General features: G+C 43.2%; 20 protein-coding genes. 3 read left to right on the forward strand and 17 right to left on the reverse strand.

Going from position 1 to position 17,979, the window contains the following annotated elements; all coding sequences use genetic code 11:
- Positions 1-49: 49 nt before the first annotated feature.
- The 8 genes from SporoP33_RS08610 to SporoP33_RS08640 form a co-directional block, all read right to left on the reverse strand.
- Positions 50-427 (reverse strand): periplasmic substrate-binding domain-containing protein, encoded by a 378-nt coding sequence (locus SporoP33_RS08610; protein WP_081243328.1) that lies wholly within the window; start codon positions 425-427, stop codon positions 50-52.
- Positions 428-547: 120 nt separating this feature from the next.
- A protein-coding gene (locus tag SporoP33_RS08615; protein WP_099662801.1) for an IS3 family transposase occupies positions 548-1,713 on the reverse strand; the annotation gives its coding sequence in 2 pieces (ribosomal slippage) (positions 548-1,437 and positions 1,437-1,713; 1,167 coding nt in all).
- Between the two features lie 65 nt (positions 1,714-1,778).
- On the reverse strand, positions 1,779-2,915 hold the full coding sequence (locus SporoP33_RS08620) for an ABC transporter substrate-binding protein (protein ID WP_081243329.1): 1,137 nt from the start codon (positions 2,913-2,915) through the stop codon (positions 1,779-1,781).
- Between the two features lie 108 nt (positions 2,916-3,023).
- Entirely contained in the window at positions 3,024-4,349 is a 1,326-nt protein-coding gene (locus SporoP33_RS08625; protein WP_081243330.1) for an amidohydrolase, read from the reverse strand.
- Between the two features lie 213 nt (positions 4,350-4,562).
- Complete coding sequence (locus SporoP33_RS08630) at positions 4,563-5,855, reverse strand: helix-turn-helix domain-containing protein (RefSeq protein ID WP_081243331.1); 1,293 nt, start codon at positions 5,853-5,855, stop codon at positions 4,563-4,565.
- A gap of 23 nt (positions 5,856-5,878) precedes the next feature.
- Complete coding sequence (locus tag SporoP33_RS16335; RefSeq protein WP_231293218.1) at positions 5,879-6,364, reverse strand: alpha/beta hydrolase; 486 nt, start codon at positions 6,362-6,364, stop codon at positions 5,879-5,881.
- Between the two features lie 58 nt (positions 6,365-6,422).
- Positions 6,423-6,611, reverse strand: coding sequence for an alpha/beta hydrolase (locus SporoP33_RS16340; RefSeq protein ID WP_231293219.1), 189 nt, complete (start codon positions 6,609-6,611; stop codon positions 6,423-6,425).
- Between the two features lie 257 nt (positions 6,612-6,868).
- Positions 6,869-7,012: a YfhE family protein gene (locus SporoP33_RS08640; RefSeq protein WP_081243332.1), complete on the reverse strand. Its 144-nt coding sequence runs from the start codon at positions 7,010-7,012 to the stop codon at positions 6,869-6,871.
- Positions 7,013-7,142: 130 nt separating this feature from the next.
- Here SporoP33_RS08640 and SporoP33_RS08645 point away from each other — a divergent pair, with 130 nt between their 5' ends.
- Positions 7,143-7,532 carry an OsmC family protein gene (locus SporoP33_RS08645; protein WP_081243333.1) on the forward strand — a complete coding sequence of 130 codons (390 nt, stop codon included), beginning with the start codon at positions 7,143-7,145 and terminating at the stop codon, positions 7,530-7,532.
- Positions 7,533-7,646: 114 nt separating this feature from the next.
- Positions 7,647-9,002: an S-layer homology domain-containing protein gene (locus SporoP33_RS08650; protein WP_081243334.1), complete on the forward strand. Its 1,356-nt coding sequence runs from the start codon at positions 7,647-7,649 to the stop codon at positions 9,000-9,002.
- 41 nt (positions 9,003-9,043) lie between these two features.
- Here SporoP33_RS08650 and SporoP33_RS08655 read toward each other — a convergent pair whose 3' ends face one another.
- From SporoP33_RS08655 to SporoP33_RS08665, 3 genes are read right to left on the reverse strand one after another with little or no spacing between them, the layout of a single operon-like run.
- On the reverse strand, positions 9,044-9,409 hold the full coding sequence (locus SporoP33_RS08655) for a hypothetical protein (protein WP_081243335.1): 366 nt from the start codon (positions 9,407-9,409) through the stop codon (positions 9,044-9,046).
- A gap of 4 nt (positions 9,410-9,413) precedes the next feature.
- Positions 9,414-10,580: a substrate-binding domain-containing protein gene (locus SporoP33_RS08660; RefSeq protein WP_081243336.1), complete on the reverse strand. Its 1,167-nt coding sequence runs from the start codon at positions 10,578-10,580 to the stop codon at positions 9,414-9,416.
- A gap of 12 nt (positions 10,581-10,592) precedes the next feature.
- A complete protein-coding gene (locus SporoP33_RS08665; protein ID WP_081243337.1) occupies positions 10,593-11,045 on the reverse strand; it encodes a helix-turn-helix transcriptional regulator in 453 nt (150 codons plus the stop codon).
- 173 nt (positions 11,046-11,218) lie between these two features.
- On the opposite strand from SporoP33_RS08665, the gene SporoP33_RS08670 reads away from it, so the two are divergent.
- Positions 11,219-12,541, forward strand: coding sequence for a sodium-dependent transporter (locus SporoP33_RS08670; protein WP_081243338.1), 1,323 nt, complete (start codon positions 11,219-11,221; stop codon positions 12,539-12,541).
- A gap of 80 nt (positions 12,542-12,621) precedes the next feature.
- Here the strand turns inward: SporoP33_RS08670 and SporoP33_RS08675 are convergent, their stop codons facing one another.
- The 6 genes from SporoP33_RS08675 to selD all read right to left on the reverse strand — a co-directional run bounded on the left by SporoP33_RS08675 (position 12,622) and on the right by selD (position 17,879).
- Entirely contained in the window at positions 12,622-13,101 is a 480-nt protein-coding gene (locus SporoP33_RS08675) for a GAF domain-containing protein (RefSeq protein ID WP_081243339.1), read from the reverse strand.
- Positions 13,102-13,186: 85 nt separating this feature from the next.
- Positions 13,187-13,441, reverse strand: a complete 255-nt coding sequence (locus tag SporoP33_RS08680; RefSeq protein WP_231293220.1) for a PepSY domain-containing protein — start codon at positions 13,439-13,441, stop codon at positions 13,187-13,189.
- Positions 13,442-13,566: 125 nt separating this feature from the next.
- The gene (locus SporoP33_RS08685) at positions 13,567-14,859 is read right to left on the reverse strand and encodes an MFS transporter (RefSeq protein ID WP_081243341.1); all 1,293 of its coding nucleotides are present in this window, start codon (positions 14,857-14,859) and stop codon (positions 13,567-13,569) included.
- 180 nt (positions 14,860-15,039) lie between these two features.
- Positions 15,040-15,468, reverse strand: coding sequence for a YugN family protein (locus SporoP33_RS08690; RefSeq protein WP_081243342.1), 429 nt, complete (start codon positions 15,466-15,468; stop codon positions 15,040-15,042).
- A gap of 314 nt (positions 15,469-15,782) precedes the next feature.
- The gene (gene mnmH, locus SporoP33_RS08695; protein WP_081243343.1) at positions 15,783-16,811 is read right to left on the reverse strand and encodes a tRNA 2-selenouridine(34) synthase MnmH; all 1,029 of its coding nucleotides are present in this window, start codon (positions 16,809-16,811) and stop codon (positions 15,783-15,785) included.
- A gap of 21 nt (positions 16,812-16,832) precedes the next feature.
- Positions 16,833-17,879, reverse strand: coding sequence for a selenide, water dikinase SelD (gene selD, locus SporoP33_RS08700; protein WP_081243344.1), 1,047 nt, complete (start codon positions 17,877-17,879; stop codon positions 16,833-16,835).
- Positions 17,880-17,979 lie beyond the last annotated feature (100 nt).

Raw genomic sequence — 17,979 nt, forward strand, 5'->3', positions numbered from 1 at the left:
ACTTTATAAGATAACGGCTCTACCTTCTAAGTAAGAGCCGTTTCTAGAATTAATTGTTTTTCTTTACATTCCAAAGCAATGCTGTATTCAATATCTTGACATTCTCAATTTTGTCAGTTGTAGTAATGATGGAAGCGTAATGCCCAAATAATGTATGGGGCACATAATCATTCCACATATACGCTTGTAAATCACTCCACTGCGCAAGGGCATCTTCTTTAGTTTCCGCTACACGAATTTCTTCGAGTGAAGCAGTAATTTTCTCATCATCTGTCCAGCCCGAATACGTCGGATTTAATACCAGTAACTGAGATGGTGTCGTGACATATCCTGTACCGACAAGCAGAAGATCCCAGTTATCAGGGTTAGAGCGCTTTTCAAGTAGAGTAGGCCAATCGTAGATTTCTAGTTTCGCATTGACGCCCATCTGTGCTAGTTGTTCTTTTAGAACGACAGCCGCATTATAATGGTGGTCATAATCCTTAGTAGAATAAAGGACGACCTCTAGACTGACCTAGCGATATGAGACACATATAAAACACCATGATTAGGCTGCTTTGACACCATATTTTATCGGTGTCAGGTAGCCTAATTTTTCTTGGATACGTTCTTCATTATAATAATTTAAATAGGCAATTACTCGTTCAACTACAATATTATTGCGTAATGAATTAAATTTAACGTATTGAAATTCTTCAGATTTCAGACTCGAATGAAATGATTCAATCACCGCATTGTCCCAACAGTTTCCTCGACGTGACATGCTGCCGATCAGGTCGTTATCCTTGATATAGGCTTGATACGCGTATGACGTATACACACTCCCTTGATCCGAATGTATAATCACTCCTGTGGGGTGGTTTCTCGCAGCTAGTGCCGCCTTTAATGTGTCAATTACGAGTGGTGTCTGTTGATGGTCGTATAATTTGTAAGCAACAATTTCATTATTGTATAAATCCATAATGGTTGAAAGATATTTTGTCGTACTACCATACTGGATATAGGTGATGTCGGTTACCCACTTCTGATTCGGTTCACTAGCTGTGAAATTACGTTTAAGAAGATCTGGGGCAATTATGATACTTTCCCCTTGAGATTTCCACTTTCGTTTAGGCTTGATACGACACTGTAAGTTATGCTTTTGCATGAGGCGTTGAACCGTATTGCGATTCAATTCTATGTTGTATTCCTGCTTTAGAAATGCTTTGATTTTTCTATGTCCATTCCGATATTTAGTGCGTTTACACAATTCTATAATAGCCTCCTCTTCCACTGAAAGAGACTTATCCGTTTCCTCCAGACGCCACCTATAGTAGGTAGCTCGTGGTACTCCTAATGCGGATAAAATGGCTGTTATTGTATACTTCTTTTTTAGTTTTTCCACAATCTGAAGAACTATTTCTTTCTCAATCTCCTTTCGATCTCCATGTACTTTTTTAGAATCTCATTCTCCATTTTTAAATGAGACATCTGTCGTTCTTTCTTGTCCGCTTCACTCGAAAGTTCTGGTCCATGACCGAAGGTATATTGTTTACCTATCGGTTGATCAAAACGATATATTTCATTTGCACGATACCATCTCATCCAGGTTTCAATCTGGGATTTATTTTTGACTCCGTGCTTCTCCATAATTTCTTTAGTTGTTAATTCCCCACTCAATTTATCTTTGACAACTGCCCATTTTACTTCGCTTGAATATACGTTTTTGCCCACGCAAAAACACCTCCGTTGTAAGTACTTTTTACAAGTGTACCACTTCGAAGGTGTTTTATATTGTCTCAAAAATTTAGGTTAGCCCACTCCTCATTATTGTAGCCTGCCTCTTTTAGCAGTTGTTTCGCTTTTTCCGGATCATTTTGATTGTAGCTTTCGCTTCCCGCATCTGTTGCCCAATCTTCGTTATCGGGACTCATATAGCCAGCATCCAGTTTATATAAATCTTCATTTCCTACTGCCGCAAGCATAATGGAGTTAGCATCGATTCCTTCATTAATCGCCTGTCGAATAGCTAGATTACTCATTACACCAGTCTTTTTGTTATATGCAACGTTGATCGTTCCGCTATCAAAAGAAGAGAACGTATTTAAGTTCTTCGTGTTCATCAATTGATCATAACTGTCAAATGGCATATTTAACGCGATATCGTATTCACCTGTCTGAATACCAGCAAGTCGAGTAGAAGAATCTGTTACGATATGGAATTCAATCGCGTCAAGATGGGGTGTTTTATCTCCAATCAGACCATCCGATTCTCCTTCTGCTGCTGCATATTGATCAAATTTCTCCAAGCGGATGAACTGATCCTGCTTCCACTCAACAAACTTAAATGGACCTGTACCAATATTCTCTGTTACGCCGTCTTCTTTTGCAGAGGCTATAACTTCAGATGGCATGATAGCAGGGAATTGGCCACGGCCAGCCATAATGTCGAGTACATCTGTTATAGGAGTCTGTAATTTCATTTCGACAGTGTAATCACCAGTTGCTTCAAACGTTGCACCTTCTAAAAGAAGTTGCGCGCGGGATGACTTTTCCAACCATCTATTCATGGAAGCTACGACGTCTTCAGATGTCATTTCCTTTTCATTGTGGAACTTGACACCTTTTCTTAATTCAAATGTATACGTAAGTCCATCGTCGCTTTTCTCTATTGTCTCTGCCAACATAGGTTCTGCCTGTTGTTTACTATTTTGCGCTACAAGTGTTTCGTAAATATTAATCGCAACATCAATTGCATCTGTTGAAGTAGTCAATTGAACATCCAGTGTTGGCGGTTGTGCGCTCATTGCCACTTTTACTTCTCCGCCGTCTGACGCTTCTGATTTTCCTTCTGCTGTTTTCCCGCTATCTTTTCCACACGCCGCTAGCACAAATAATAAAACAAATGCCGACAATAAAATTCCCATTCTTTTCATAACTTTTCCTCCAACCTATTATTTTATCAGGATAATAAAGCGCTTTCATTTCTAGTCAAATTACTTTCTAATCTATTCATCAGCTGCATAATCGAACTATGATTCTAATTATCTAAATTCGTTTTCAATAGTAAATTTAGCAATCCCTCCGATGATTTCAATGTAAGCTGCCAAACCAATCTCCAATACTTTTTCATTTATGTCGAACTTCTCATGATGATGACCGGCAGCCAAATCTGTACCAAAAATCATATACGTACTTAGTCCACCGTTCTCGATCACTTTATTCATCATATATGTTGCGTCTTCTGATCCTATAGGAAATGGTGCACTATCCAACACTTTATCTACAATTGGAACGTCAGATAGAACTTTTTGAATATAATTCTTCAATTGTTTACTGGATTGACTCGTATTCGCCTCTCCAACAATCTCTACTTTATAGTCAATATCATACATTTGTGCGGCACCTTTAATAATATTCATCGCCTTAGCCACCATATATGTATTGATTTCTGTCGTTTCTCCACGAGTTTCTACCTGCATTTCAGCAAAAGCGGGAATAATATTACGATCGTACCCTGAGCGTAATTTACCTACGTTTATTTGTGATTGACCTTTACCGCTTCTCGGTATGCTATGCAAATTAAGGACTGCGGAAGATGCGGCCAATAAAGCGTTTTTCCCCTCTTCCGGAAAACCACCCGCATGGGAAGCTTTACCTTTGAATACGACATTGAATTTCGTAGTGGCAAGAAAGTTATCAATTCCACTGACTACTGTTCCCAAATCAACATTTATACCTACATGCGATGTAAGGAAGAGATCAACGTCGTCAACAACTCCCGCAGCAACCATTGACTTTGCACCTCTTACTCCTTCTTCAGCAGGTTGGAATATTAATTTATATGTACCTGTAAGCTCCTCGCGATGTTTTGCCAGATAATTTGCTACGGCAAGTCCAATCGATGTATGTGCGTCATGCCCGCATGCATGCATCTCCCCTTCGTGGATGGAGGCAAAGTTTTGCTCCACTGGCACATGACTGATGTCAACGCTTTCATTAATATGAAGCGCATCCATATCAAAACGAATACCGACAGTGGGACCCGGTTTATTCATTCGGATTGTTCCTACGACCCCTGTGTAGCCGCCAGTAAAATAATTTACCCACTTTCTATTTGCGCCTTCATCAATTGCCCTCTGTTCATGCCGGGCCAGTATCTCATGGGGGGGAACACCCATACGTGACTGTTCATCGATAACCTCTTTACCAAGTTGTAATTCATAACCAAGAGCTTCTAATTCATCTGCCACAATAGATGCAGTTCTGAACTCCAGCCAACCGGGTTCTGCATACTTATGGAGATCCCGGCGCCAACGAGTCATTAAAGGGATCAACTCATCGATACACCGAGCTTGTTGACTAACCATATAAAACCTTCTCTCCTTTTATATTAAAGGACATTTCCTTTATCGTTCCGTTAATGGTAATTTGAATTTATACTATTGTCAATACTTTTTAATAAATTTGCAAATAACAAAAGATACCAATAGCTCGGAACCTGTAAATTTCACAGGTCCCAAACTATTGGTATCTCAATACTGACATGTATGCAATGTTCTTTATCTGTAAGTCATCTGCTTTTACATAAATTGCAGCTCATAGACCTTGCGTGGTCTGCCGCGCTGGCCGGATTGTTCCTCACCGGTTATTTTGGCTAATCCGACATTTTCTAACTCGGTAAGTATTCTTCTGGCATTACGCTCTGTACTATTCATCCAAGAGGCCAACTCTTTGGATGTAAGCTGGCTTTTTCTATAGTGAAGAGCCATTGAATAAATTCTATCTACTGTGACGGGACCGATTTCAGCAGCTTCCAGTAATTCATTCCACTCACTGCTAACCTTCCGATTATCATAAGAAATAGAGTGCTCATGTCCTTCAGATTCTGTGATCTTTTTATTTTCATCTACAAAAACAATACTTTTCTTTTCTTTTCCTCTGACATATTGAATCGCTAACCGGGCGTTTTGTTCAGCTTCCAAGGATGTAATCCCATAACCAAGACCAATCCGTATTTCAAGTTTACTTTGCACCTCTGCTTCCGTAATTAAATCAAACAGTGAATCTTCGCTTAGCTGAAGCTCCATTTCTCCTCTTGTTGTGTAGAGAAAGTAGCGGCCGTCCCCTATTTCTACAAACGATCCGTTAATGCGTTCAGCATAGTTTAGAAGCAGTTTTTTCAGTTCTAATTCGTGGTATTTCATTTTATACGAAAAGTTTCCTTCCCAGCCGATTTGGAAAATTTCAATCGCTATAATGGCAACTTGCGCTTTACGGTACCATTGTGATACCCCTCTTTGCTTTAAATATTGGATAATTAGACGAACTGCGATAACATCGGGAGCCACTTTATAGCACGGTATTCCTAATTGTTGCAGTTTCTTATGTACCGCATTTACACACGTGATCGCCGCATCAATCTGGCCTTCCTCGAATGCTTGCAAATGAAAATCAATAATTTCATTGACTGGATGGTATCCCTTATAAGGAAAAGCGCGTACCGTCAGTAGATTCAGAGGTGTTTGAGCTTGGACATCCTTAATCTGAATCGTGTCCAAACTTATGGAGCGGAAAATTTTCTGCTCCTGCAGCTGGGCTTCTAAAAGCGTTTTATTAAGACTATTGCTATTTAAAGGTGCATAAAGTCCTTCCTCTTCCAAAATCAATTGATTAGTTACTGCATAGTCGTAGGGAGCCTGACCAGAAAAGAACCATTGATCTACATATTTTTTATTCGCTGAAATAATTTCTTGTGTTTCTTCCATTTCTATGTACGGAAATGGAAGAAGCATGATTTCATCAAATTCTTTTACCGCGTTCTGTATAATCTTTATAGAATGACTAGGTCCTATTACACCTAAACGAATTTTCAATTACATATCCCCCCTTTCACATCCTAGTATTGGTTAGAATTAGCCGATAAATGTTGATGAATGAATCCAGCCACAGTCTTCTTATACGCAACCCTCTCCATCACAAATGCCTCCCCATGATTTGCACCATCCACTAATATCAGTTCCGTCTCACTCTTCGTCATTGCATAAAGCTCCTTCGTCATATCTGTCGGTACAAATGTATCTGCTTGTCCGTGAATATAAAGTATCGGCACAGTTGCCCGCCGTACTGCACCTAGCGCATCCGCTTCCCTCAATGAATAGCCCGCTTTCGCATTCGTCAATAAACTCATATTATCAAGCAGCGGAAATGCCGGCAAATGAAACATCCTGTCCAGTTGATAAGCAAACAGCCGATAAACGGACTGGTACGGGCTGTCCGCAATGCTAGCCTTTACTTGCTTCGGCAATTGTTCACCGCTTGCCATCAGTACTGTTGCAGCGCCCATCGATAAACCATGGTAGACTACTTCAGTATCAGGACCCATTGCCAAGCAACTTCGTCCAGTCTATTACATCCAGGCGATCAGGCCAGCCGAATCCATACTAGTCTCCCCCGCTTTTTCCGTGTCCTCTTGCATTTGGCATAAAGATATTGAATCCTAATTCCTCATAATAATACTGCCCATATAGCCCCATTTGTTTTGCATGCCCTAGGTAACCATGCGTCAGAATGACTAATTTATCGGCCGTCTGTTTGGCAGGCAAGTAATAGCCTATTAAATCTAAAACCATCCCTTGACGTCATATGCATTTCTTCAAAGTCCTGTCTGTCAGGAAATCTTTAAGTCCACGTTTGATGGCCAGATTATAGAAGAAAAAAGAGACTAAGAGTATTAGTACCTTCTTCCATCCTATTTTTTCATTTCTCTACATTCTTTCCACCAGTGTATTTATTCATATTATACATCGGAAGCAAACTATACGTCAGAAGAAATTCATGAGAAAAGCCCCAACAAATGAATTTCATTCGTTGGGGCTTAAAATGGCTATCAGCTTTTTGGTTTTTCATTGTTTTCGTTCTCGGCCGCCTTGTCTGCCCGTTTATAATCTTTGGCGTACAATACTTCCTGCGCAGATGAAAGGCCGTTGTTCTTATCAGTCAGTGTTTTGTGCGGCTGTTTGTTTTCACTCAAGTCTCAACACTCCTTTCCGTCATATTTGTATTCTTCCACGAACCGACGAAATTAAACATACCAAGCCAGTCAGCGATCTTTGGCATTTTTTCTGAAATATCGTATACTAACTGCAAAAGGAGCTGATCGTATGATATTCCACATGACAGAACACGGTTTTGAAACTGAAACAGAGTTTGGAAAGTTACATATTTCCTCCGATGAAGAAAAAGGATTCCGCCCCTACCAGCTGATGGTTGCTTCGATTGCAGTGTGCGGAGGCGGTGTAATGCGGAAAATTCTTGATAAAATGCGTATGCCTGCAGATGATATCGCAGTCGATGTGAAGGAAGTGGTACGTTCGCAGGATGATGCAAGCCGCATCTTGAAAATGCACCTTCATTTCACAGTCACCGGCTCCAATATTACGGAAGATAAAATGCCCCGCGTTATGGAACTGACAGAGAAGAACTGTTCGATGCTGCAATCTGTGATCGGCTGTATCGATGTGGTAAAGACGTTTGAGATCGACACAAAATAATGCTTAAAAAACCGACAGAACGCGATTTCTGTCGGTTTTTTATTAGTTCAATTTCTATTCATTTCCAAATTATTCATGTACAATTAAGTATATAAACAAAGGGAGGTCCATCGTATGAAAAACAAACTTATCGGAGCACTAATTGCTCTGCTGATTTTTGCGGCTGTGCCTTTTCAAGTACAGGCTGACGCATCATTTACTGATGTAGATAAACATTGGGCCAAGGAAGAAATTATGTATTTAGCGGATCGACATATTATCGGCGGCTTTCCGGACGGTACCTTTAAGCCGAATGATCCAATTACACGTGCCCAAGCCTCTTCCATGCTTGTAAAAGCACTAAAGATTCCACTCGTAAAAAATCCGACCGTCAAGTTTAAGGATGTCACAAAAAATTCATCGTACTACCAAATTCTTGCCACAGTAAATGAAAAAGGAATCATGCGCGGGGACAACGGTTTCATGCGTCCCGGCGAAGATACTTCACGTGCTCACATGGCTGCGATCATCCGTCGTTCATTTACTATTCCTGTCGATCACCAGGCAACATTTGTTGACGTATCGCCTGCACATTGGTCATTCCCTGACATCAACGGTATTGCTAAAAAAGGAATCACCGGCGGATCCGATGGGAAATATATGCCGGCAGACTCTGTTACACGTGCGCAGTTTTCAGCGTTTTTAGTGCGTGCACTGGATGATTCCATGAAGCTTGGAGACTACCATTCATATGTAAGTGTCAAAGGAAAGAAAATTGAACAGAATGGCTTCTCTTATACCATTGCAAAAAACAAAACTTCTGCTAAGTTATTTAAAGAGAATCAAAAAACAGGAACACGTTCTGCTATATTAGACAGCGCGGCTATGCCTGATAATGGCATAAACCGGGAACTGCTTATGCCAGGTTATCAAATGGTGCTGTATAACGATGATCTGTATATTCCGTATTGGAACTTGATTAACCCCGAAACCAAAATACCTGCCGGCTATGGTCTGGTAAAAATTAATGTAAATGACTGGAGATACACAATCGGCAGCATTCCAATCGATCAAAAGTTCCGCAACATGTTTATTTGGAACGACCGTATTTACTATACGCTGGAAAAGAATAAGGACCGCGTTTTCGATTCTACATTCGATCCAAACACGCCAATTGATGATCCTTTGACGCTGTATTCTATCGCCATGGATGGTAAAAACAAAAAGACATTATTGAACTTTACTGCACGTGTAATTTTTGACGAAGTGGAAGCCACTTCAAAAACCAATCGAGTAAGCCAAAACAATAAGTCTGTGGCGTTCGATCTATCTGCCATGTACTACTTTAACAAAACAGGTGTTTATAAGTATAATCTGCTGGATAAAAAGACAAGCAAGATCTCAAACGTCCTGGCAAAAGACATGGAAATCACAGCTTCGCAGTTAGTTGTAACTGACCAGGCTGGAAAGAAACATACCCTGAAGAAATAATTAAAACGGCATGCCTCTGTATTGGAAGGCATGCCGTTTTTCTATCGGTCTATCAAGAGCTTCGCAACCGCGCGAATCAGTAATTGGCCAATTAGCAATACAAAAGCAGTAAGCAAGATAACAACATCCCGGCCCAACGGTTTGAACCACCCTCCGTCGTCAATAATGAAAGTCTTCGCTAACAGCAACGAGATGACTGCTGTGAGTATATTGACCGGGAAAACAAAACGAAGCTTGATCAAGCCCGACAAACCGCCGGTCACTAAAACAAATAAAACAGATGCCAGCAGCAGATACGAAGCTTCTTCACGCTTAACATACTGCCCATACTCATAGAAATGAAATAAGAACGGCGCCGGTATTAGAGTCATAATAAGCCATGCTATTTTCAAGCGTTGTCTCGTCAATATATTATTCCCCCATTTGTTCTTTTATTGGCACATAGCCGACTTTCTCCACTAATTCCTGCCCTTGCGCTGAAACCATCCATTCGATGAACTTCCCGACGTTTGGATTTTTCGTACCCGCCGTAACAATATAAAACTCTGAAGCAATTGGATATTCATCACTGCGGATTGTTTCCTTCGTCGGCTTCACTCCATCAATCGCGAGGAGCTTAATCTCTTCATTACCGACCATTTCCGTGGAGTAATAGCGGAATGTATAGCCAATGGCATTTTTGTAGTTTCGATACTTTGAGACTTCTGAAATTATACCGCCCATTCCTTCCGACACATTTTCTTTCGGAGCATCCATAATTGGAATATCTCCCATCAACCGTTCTAATGCGGTTTGACTTCCGCTGTCTGCAGGTCGCTGGAATGCACGAATCGGTTCATTTATGCCCCCAACTTCATCCCAATTCGTAATGTTGCCTGCATAAATCCCTTGTATTTGTTTCAGTTCCAGGCCGTTTATCGGATTCTTTTGATTTACAAAGAAAACAAATGCTTCCCGTCCGACCGGCGTCAGCTTCAATTCAAGGCCTTTCTCCTTCGCCACTTTTAATTGAGCATCTGAAGGTCCTGCAGCCAGAATCATATCGACTTTGCCATTGAACAAATTATCATAGGCAACTGGTGTTGTATTGGCCATTACTTCGCTGTCGTATGGATTATATTCTTTTTCCGGATAGACTGCTTGAACGAATGCCGCGTATAACGGGTACAGCGCTGTAGCTCCGTCTATTCGCGGCAAATGGTTCTCAAACTGTACTGTTGCCTCTTCCTTCAGCGAGACAAGTTTTGATTCCCGGTCAAACGCAAAAGGCTCATAGTAGTACACATCTACTTCCGCACCCACCGTGGAAATACTGGCTTTATATAACTGCATCGCAGGCCAGACTGCCGCGCCAATAATGACAGCTCCTGCAATGAGTCCAAACCAACGTTTTCGCTGTTTTGTGCTGAAATAATGGAACAGCATCATAACAATCCATATATACAACATGATAACCCCGGCAATCACCAATGGAATGTAGTGAATCAGCCCCATAAACAACAAGTAGAATGAACCGATTGCTGTAAAAAACAGAAATCCTATCAATAGAAATACCGCAAATGCCAAAGACGTAATCATACGCATCCCCCTTTATTTCTCGCTTAATTCATCCAAACGTTGCCAGGCTTCTTCTTCATCAAACGAGCTGTACCAGCGGTAATGTTCTTCGTCTAAAATACGATAATGCTGACTGATCAAGTTTTGCTGCAGACGGAAGCGCCCTTTAGTTTCCAGCTCCCGCCACCACACTTTTCCTCCCATCGACTGATCCATCCGGCGGTCAATACCGTTATGTGCAATCGTCTCCAGCACCTCAAGCGGATCACCGCCAACTGCCGCCTGCAATACATCACTGTCCCTAAATAATGCACACACTGCGATAACAGCTGTCCAACTCGCAGAAGCCCTTCCCTTTTCTATCTGGAGTAATGTTTTTTTGGATAGACCGAGTACATCCGCCATCTTTTGCTGGGAATACTCTTTTTCCAAACGGATCACCCGTAACTTAAGAGATAGTAATTCTATTAGCTGCTGTTGATTCATATGGTCACCTCATAGTTACATAGTATATCTATTGGTGTAATATTACACCAATAGATATACTAATGCAAACGAATCTTCAAAACTCTCTGTTAACATGCTGGCTATCGATTCTTTCGCAAAATTATGATAAGATTTACTGACTTTGTCATTTAACAAAAGAAACGAGGACTACTATGAAACAGCGTGAACAATGGACATCCAAGATAGGTTTTATTTTAGCAGCCGCCGGCAGTGCCATCGGTTTAGGTGCAATCTGGAAGTTTCCTTATATGGCCGGAACCAACGGCGGCAGCGTGTTTGTGCTGTTATTTATCATTTGCACTCTATTGATTGGATTACCGATTCTATTGGCGGAGTTTGTCATTGGGAGAAGAGGACATGCCGATGCGGTAACTTCTTTAAAGGAATTATCAGCCGGACGAAATTGGGGATGGGTCGGCTGGATGGGGCTTGCTTCGTCTTTCATCATCTTATCTTTTTACAGTGTCGTCGGCGGATGGATTTTATCTTATTTGGCACGGGCCTTTACTTTCAAACTGGGTGGCCTGGATTATGGGGAGTTATTTGATGCGACCATCACAAATCCTTGGGAAGTATTAATGGCCCAAGCCCTATTCATGGCGTTGACAGTTTTCATCGTGCAGAGCGGGATTCGGGGAGGCATCGAACGGGCAAGCCGATGGATTATGCCGTTATTATTCCTTTCGTTCATTATACTGGCGGTCCGTTCGCTAACCTTAGACGGAGCCATGGAAGGTGTTCGTTTTCTGTTTGTTCCGGATTGGAGTTATTTCAACGGTACTACTTTCTTAGTCGCATTAGGGCAGGCGTTTTTCTCACTCAGTGTCGGCGTGACGGCAATGATGACGTACGCTTCCTACCTTTCAAAGGAAGAGAAACTGGGCCAGTCTGCATTGAATGTCTCCATGCTGAATATCGGAATTTCTATTTTGGCTGGTCTTGTCATATTCCCGGCAGTGTTTGCGCTGGGTCACTCACCCGAAGCGGGGCCAGGGTTAATATTCGTGATCCTGCCGGCTATTTTCAATGAAATACCGTTCGGCAGTGTCTTTTTAATCATTTTCTTTTTCCTGATGCTGTTTGCCACGCTTACTTCTGCAATTGCCATGTTGGAGATCGTTGTGTCTACAGGGATTCGGAAAAAGCATGACAGAAGAAGACGCGCATCTTGGGTTTTTGGCGGCCTGATCTTTTTGGTCGGTATTCCGAGTGCACTGTCGTTTGGTCTGCTGTCGGATGTAAGTATTTTCGGGAACTCTATTTTTGATTTTGCAGATTTACTGACAAGCAGAATTGCGATGCCGCTCGGTGCACTGGCTGTTTCCCTATTTGCAGGCTTTGTACTGACAAAGGAGGATACGGCGGAAGAGCTTCGGATGCATCCTACACTTCATTCATTATGGAAAGTGATTGTCCGCTACTTCGCACCCATTGCAATTCTTATCATTTTCTTCACTTGGGTTTTAGGTATGTAAAAAGCACGCCGGAGAATGTTCCCGGCGTGCTTTTTGAAATGCATAAGAGGGTTGATTTCGCTTCCAAACATTATTTCTGTTCAGACATGTTTCATAAGTACTTCCGCCACTTGCGTCAATCCCGCCAGATCATCTTCTGTAAAACGACCCAGTTCGGGACTGTCGATATCGAGCACACCAAATACTTTGCCGTCTTTGATCAACGGAACGACAATTTCTGATTGGGAAGCCGCATCACATGCGATATGGCCCGGGAAAGCATTGACATCCGCTACGACAAGCCCTTCTTTTGTCTCTGCAACCGTTCCACAGACTCCTCTGCCGAGTGGAATACGGATACAGGCAGGCAAGCCCTGGAATGGGCCGAGCACTAATTCATCGCCATCCATCAAATAAAAGCCTACCCAGTTGATGCGTTCAAAAAATTGATTCAGTACCGCTGAAGCATTGCTTAAATTCGCGTAGATGTTCGGTTCACCGGTTAATAACGCATCCAGCTGGGCGGCAAGCTGTTCATATTTTTTTGTCGGATTACTGGAATACTCCATAGCTGTAAACATATGATTCCCTGCTTTCTGTATGTGTTTCTCTTCATCATACACAGAAATCTTGTATAGGAGAAGTATTCGGACTCTCTTTGCGCTGTCAGTCCCGCTTCACCCTGACCACATTACCCGTTACCGCGTCAACTTTCACTTCATACTTATGCCCTTCAGCTGTACGTATTTCCACTTCATAGATCAGCATCCCATCGTCAAACTCCAGCTCAGACTTTACTACTTCGCCCGGTACTCTTTGCAGTGCAATTTCATTCGCCTGCTCCATTGATATTCGGCGATATTGCGGATGCCGCCAATTATGCACCCACTCATTATTTTGATCTTCAAATGAGTGACTCAACATACACTCCCCCTTTTCTCTCTCGCTGTCAGTCTATGCAAAGCAAGGAAGCGGTGTGACTTGTGCAAAGGAGTGTCATTTACGAAAGAAAAACGGATTATTTCCGAGGAAATAATCCGTTTTTGTCAGACTGCCTGTGCAGAAGTGTTCTTTCGTTTATAACGCATCCAAATAATGAGTGGAATAAGCAGTAAGGAAATATATGTACCGAGGAAGCTCAGCATCGCAAAACCAGATAGAGCCACGACAAGCCCTGAAGCCAATCCTCCGGCTGTGCCTGCCAATGCGACAAATACGTCAATACTCCCCTGAATCTTCGCACGTGTCAGCACATCTGTCGAATCGATAACAATTGCTGTACCGCTGATTAACCCAAAGTTCCAGCCGACCCCCAGCAATACGAGTGCTGCAGACATCCAAAAAACAGAACCCCCTGCTGCGTACGCCGCGAGAATACCGGACATAGCGAGCGTCACGCCGGAAGCGGCCACCATGGCGGGACGTCCGATGCGATCCACTAAAACCCCGGTGAAAATAGACGGTAAATACATGCCTGCAATGTGCAGACCTATCACCAGCCCAATACCCGACAGTGCCGCACCGTGCTGCTGCATATGAATAGGCGTCATCGTCATAATAGCGACCATAACACCGTGTGACAGCACTAAAACGATAGCACCGACCCAAATCCCCAGCCTGTTTGCTGAATGCTGATGAACCTGGAGCTTTTCATTGGACTCTTTCCGATTCGTTTGTTCAAGCAATTCAATTTCACGTGCAACAAGTAATGGATCCGGACGTAAAAATAATAAGAAAGTCAAACCTGCCAATACATAAGCAGCGCCTGCAAGTAAAAACACGCCGGTCAGCGAAGGAATGCCAAGAAAGTCCGCCACATGCCCCATCGGCAAAACGAGATTTGGCCCAGCCACCGCACCGACTGTAGTTGAAACGAGAGAGACACTGACCGCTGTAGCCCGCTGCTTTTCGTCAGCCAGATCTGTACCGGCATAACGGGCCTGTAAGTTGGATGATGTCCCTGCCCCATAAATAAACAGGAAAACAAATAGTATGGCCAAACTTCCTGTCATCACTGCCAGAATGACACCAAACGCCCCTGCGCCTCCCGTTATAAAACCCGCGCCCAGGCCAAGCCTGCGTCCGTAGCGCTGCGATAACCTGCCTACCAGATAGGCCGAGAACGCTGAACCGAATGTAGATAACGCAATTGGCATACCGGCTAAGCTTGCATCGCCGGTCATATCTTGAATTAACAGCGCCCCGACTGTAATTCCCGCTGCAAGTCCGGCGCCGCTGAAAATTTGTGAGATGATTACGACAAGTAAAGACCGCTTATACAGCCGTTTTTGTGCCTCTTTAGATGTTGCATAGTATGAATAATTATGCCGTCCCGACATGCAATCCTCCTCCCATTCCCCGCCCTGTTGGATTCGACCCGCAGTTTAGTTAATTGAGTTTTCGCGCTTTGTTTATCTTATCATACCGAGTTACACAGGATGCGGATATTTATCCGCACACGAAAACGAGCAAATCCGTGCGGTCAGGATTTGCTCATTATGGATTGCAAAGAAATATTTTTACACTAACGGTGCAATAAAAATAGGATTGTCGGAGAATTTCGCAATCCGTTCTTCACCGTCAATCACCCACTTCTCATCGTATACGATTGGCGCGTCTTTATCTTGCGGAGACTGGAACTGGTCGAGTCCTGCAGCTGCAAGAACGGGACTGTCCTCATCGTCCAATCCGATGTTCATGACGTGTTTGATAACGAAAGGCACATCAAACTCTATCATGGCATTGTCTTCATCAAGCATACCGTCTATGACGTGGAAAGGTATACGCAAGTAAATTGTTTCGTGATCATCTTTACTTAGGATGGAATCAAAGTTTCCCCTGTCGAAATCCCAGTTTCCTCCCATTTGGATGTCATGCTCTCCCAGGATCTTGCAGGCGTCACCGAACAATGACTTCTTTCCCGGCAGGTTGGTTTTTAGTTCAATCATGGCATTTCCTCTTTTCTATGTCAGTTTTTCTTGTTGGTTGTCTGGCTGATGTTAGTTTTATGAATACCCTCGTTCGTTAATTGGCAAACTTCTATCCAGCGATAATAAGGCTTCTTCAAACGCTCTATAATCCTTGATCACCGCTCATAGTTCTTGCAAACCGCTCTATATCACTTCATAACCGCTCATACTTCCTGCCCAAGCGCTCTATACAGCTAGACAGCCGCTCATACCCCCTCTTCAAGCGCTCAATACACTACTTTCACACCAGCAAAAAGAAAAGACCGCCTAGGTTCACTAGGCAGTCTGCATTTTTATTTCATTAACTCACGATACCGCTGGAGACATTGCTCATATGCTTCCTGTACGGTTGCCGCCTGAATGATGTCTTCTTGCGCAAAACGTGCAACAGAGTGTTTATACTGCGGGTCATAATAGTGTGTCAGCAGTTGCTCTACTGCTTCAGCAAAACGGCCGTTTTCCAGATCATCCTGTATTTGCACCGCGACAGGCTGATGGATTCGTTTACGGATTCGGGAAAATGCCTCCAAAAACTGTTCCGGACGTTTTTCCGGTTCATACTCGGAAAGAATTTCTTCTACGCGCTCTTCGATAGGCAATCGGATAATCCATTGCGGACTCTGTTCTTTTTTCGCAAACAGCAGCTGGGGCATGTGCACTTGACCGATGCGTTTGCTTTCACCTTCAATAAATACATAAGGTTCATTCGCGTATTGGACTAATTTGTCTGCCAGCAGTAATTCAAACTTCTTCTGATTATTCGGCTTGACGCCAATCTGTCCGAAAATCGAACCGCGATGCCCCGCCATTCCTTCCAAGTCAATGACCGGACACCCGTCCTCCCTCAGTTTGTGCAGAACTTTTGTCTTTCCACTGCCTGTGTAGCCATTCAAAACCAATAATTGAGGCTTGATGGGTTCTTGCAGCCGCTCGATCACCCATTGACGATATGTATGGATTCCCCCGCTGATTCGGCTCGAACGAATTCCCATCAGTTCCAGTACCGTCATAGCCGTCTTGCTCCGCATACCGCCGCGCCAGCAAAATACTGTGAGCGGCGTTTCGATTTTCCTGAATTCCTCAATGAATGCAGGCAGTTTCCGGGAGAAGATGACCAGACCTCGATCCATTGCGGCTTCTTTGCCTGCTTGCTTATAGAGCGTGCCTACTTCCGCACGCTCTTCATTTGTAAAGACCGGAATATTGATGCTGCCCGGAATAGTGGCTTCTTCAAACTCTTTAGGAGAGCGGACATCAACCAGTGTATGTGAATGGTTTTTCTGTAATTCCAGTGCGTCTTTCAATGTTATATCCCGTACCATTTCGTTTCCCATCTCCTTGATTTACTGCACAATGATTCGGCCGTTATGCTCAGCGGTCACTTCTCCAATTATATGGGCATCGACTCCTGCTTCACGCAATTGTGCATGCAGACGGTCCGCTTCCTCTCCTGCAACAGCGACAAGCAATCCGCCTGATGTTACTGCATCACATAAAATCCATCTTCCCGCTTGATCCAATGATTCGGGATACTCCACTACATCTTCTATGTGCGCAAAGTTATTTTTTGTTCCGCCTGGCACAGAACCTGCTTCTGCCAGCTCTCTTGTGCGTGGTAAGACAGGCACTTTATCATTGTCGATCCGCAGGCAGACATTGCTCCCTTTCGCCATTTCAGACGCATGGCCGAGCAAACCGAAGCCCGTTACGTCGGTTGATGCATGAATTGTATACTCATCCATCACTTCAGCTGCTGTTTTATTAAGCGTCGTCATCACTTTTGTCACGTGAATTTCTTCCTCTTCCGTTAATAAGCCATTTTTCAATGAAGTCGTCATGATGCCTACGCCGATCGGTTTTGTCAAAATTAACCGGTCGCCTGGTTTTGCCCCTGCATTCGTACGAATTTTATCGGGATGAACGGTTCCTGTCACTTGCATGCCGAATTTCGGTTCCTGATCATCAATTGAATGACCGCCGACAAGAACAGCGCCCGCTTCCTTTAATTTATCACCTGCACCGCGCAGAATTTCTGTCAAGATGCTGCGGTCAAGGGTATGAATGGGAAATGCCACGATGTTCAGTGCAGTAATCGGTTTCCCGCCCATTGCATACACATCGCTGATTGCATTTGCCGCCGCCACCTGTCCAAAATCATAGGGATCATTAACAATAGGAGTGAAAAAGTCGAGCGTTTGCACAATGGCGGTCGTATCATTTATTTTATAAACTCCCGCATCATCGCTCGTATCCAATCCGACAAGTAAGTTTGGATCCGCGAGACCAGGCGGCAGTGTATGTAAGACTTCAGCGAGATCTGCCGGTCCAATTTTACAGCCGCAGCCTCCTTTTGAAGATAAAGATGTGAGTTTTACAGAAGTATTTCGCATTAAGGATATCAACCTTTCAATTGTAGTACCTTAATTTTACCACAGAGTTCCCCTTCTATAGTTGCAAGGCACTTGGAATGAGCTGATTACAGTAAAAAGA

This window comes from Sporosarcina sp. P33 (assembly GCF_002077155.1).
Lineage (GTDB): Bacteria > Bacillota > Bacilli > Bacillales_A > Planococcaceae > Sporosarcina.

What these genes read in the sequence shown, in the direction of transcription:
- SporoP33_RS08610 (WP_081243328.1), bottom strand. Translation starts at nt 427, where the DNA reads ATGGGCGTCAATGCGAAACTAGAAATCTACGATTGGCCTACTCTACTT.
- SporoP33_RS08620 (WP_081243329.1), bottom strand. Translation starts at nt 2,915, where the DNA reads ATGAAAAGAATGGGAATTTTATTGTCGGCATTTGTTTTATTATTTGTG.
- SporoP33_RS08625 (WP_081243330.1), bottom strand. Translation starts at nt 4,349, where the DNA reads ATGGTTAGTCAACAAGCTCGGTGTATCGATGAGTTGATCCCTTTAATG.
- SporoP33_RS16335 (WP_231293218.1), bottom strand. Translation starts at nt 6,364, where the DNA reads ATGGGTCCTGATACTGAAGTAGTCTACCATGGTTTATCGATGGGCGCT.
- SporoP33_RS16340 (WP_231293219.1), bottom strand. Translation starts at nt 6,611, where the DNA reads ATGGTTTTAGATTTAATAGGCTATTACTTGCCTGCCAAACAGACGGCC.
- SporoP33_RS08645 (WP_081243333.1), top strand. Translation starts at nt 7,143, where the DNA reads ATGATATTCCACATGACAGAACACGGTTTTGAAACTGAAACAGAGTTT.
- SporoP33_RS08650 (WP_081243334.1), top strand. Translation starts at nt 7,647, where the DNA reads ATGAAAAACAAACTTATCGGAGCACTAATTGCTCTGCTGATTTTTGCG.
- SporoP33_RS08660 (WP_081243336.1), bottom strand. Translation starts at nt 10,580, where the DNA reads ATGATTACGTCTTTGGCATTTGCGGTATTTCTATTGATAGGATTTCTG.
- SporoP33_RS08665 (WP_081243337.1), bottom strand. Translation starts at nt 11,045, where the DNA reads ATGAATCAACAGCAGCTAATAGAATTACTATCTCTTAAGTTACGGGTG.
- SporoP33_RS08670 (WP_081243338.1), top strand. Translation starts at nt 11,219, where the DNA reads ATGAAACAGCGTGAACAATGGACATCCAAGATAGGTTTTATTTTAGCA.
- SporoP33_RS08675 (WP_081243339.1), bottom strand. Translation starts at nt 13,101, where the DNA reads ATGTTTACAGCTATGGAGTATTCCAGTAATCCGACAAAAAAATATGAA.
- SporoP33_RS08685 (WP_081243341.1), bottom strand. Translation starts at nt 14,859, where the DNA reads ATGTCGGGACGGCATAATTATTCATACTATGCAACATCTAAAGAGGCA.
- SporoP33_RS08690 (WP_081243342.1), bottom strand. Translation starts at nt 15,468, where the DNA reads ATGATTGAACTAAAAACCAACCTGCCGGGAAAGAAGTCATTGTTCGGT.
- mnmH (WP_081243343.1), bottom strand. Translation starts at nt 16,811, where the DNA reads ATGGTACGGGATATAACATTGAAAGACGCACTGGAATTACAGAAAAAC.
- selD (WP_081243344.1), bottom strand. Translation starts at nt 17,879, where the DNA reads ATGCGAAATACTTCTGTAAAACTCACATCTTTATCTTCAAAAGGAGGC.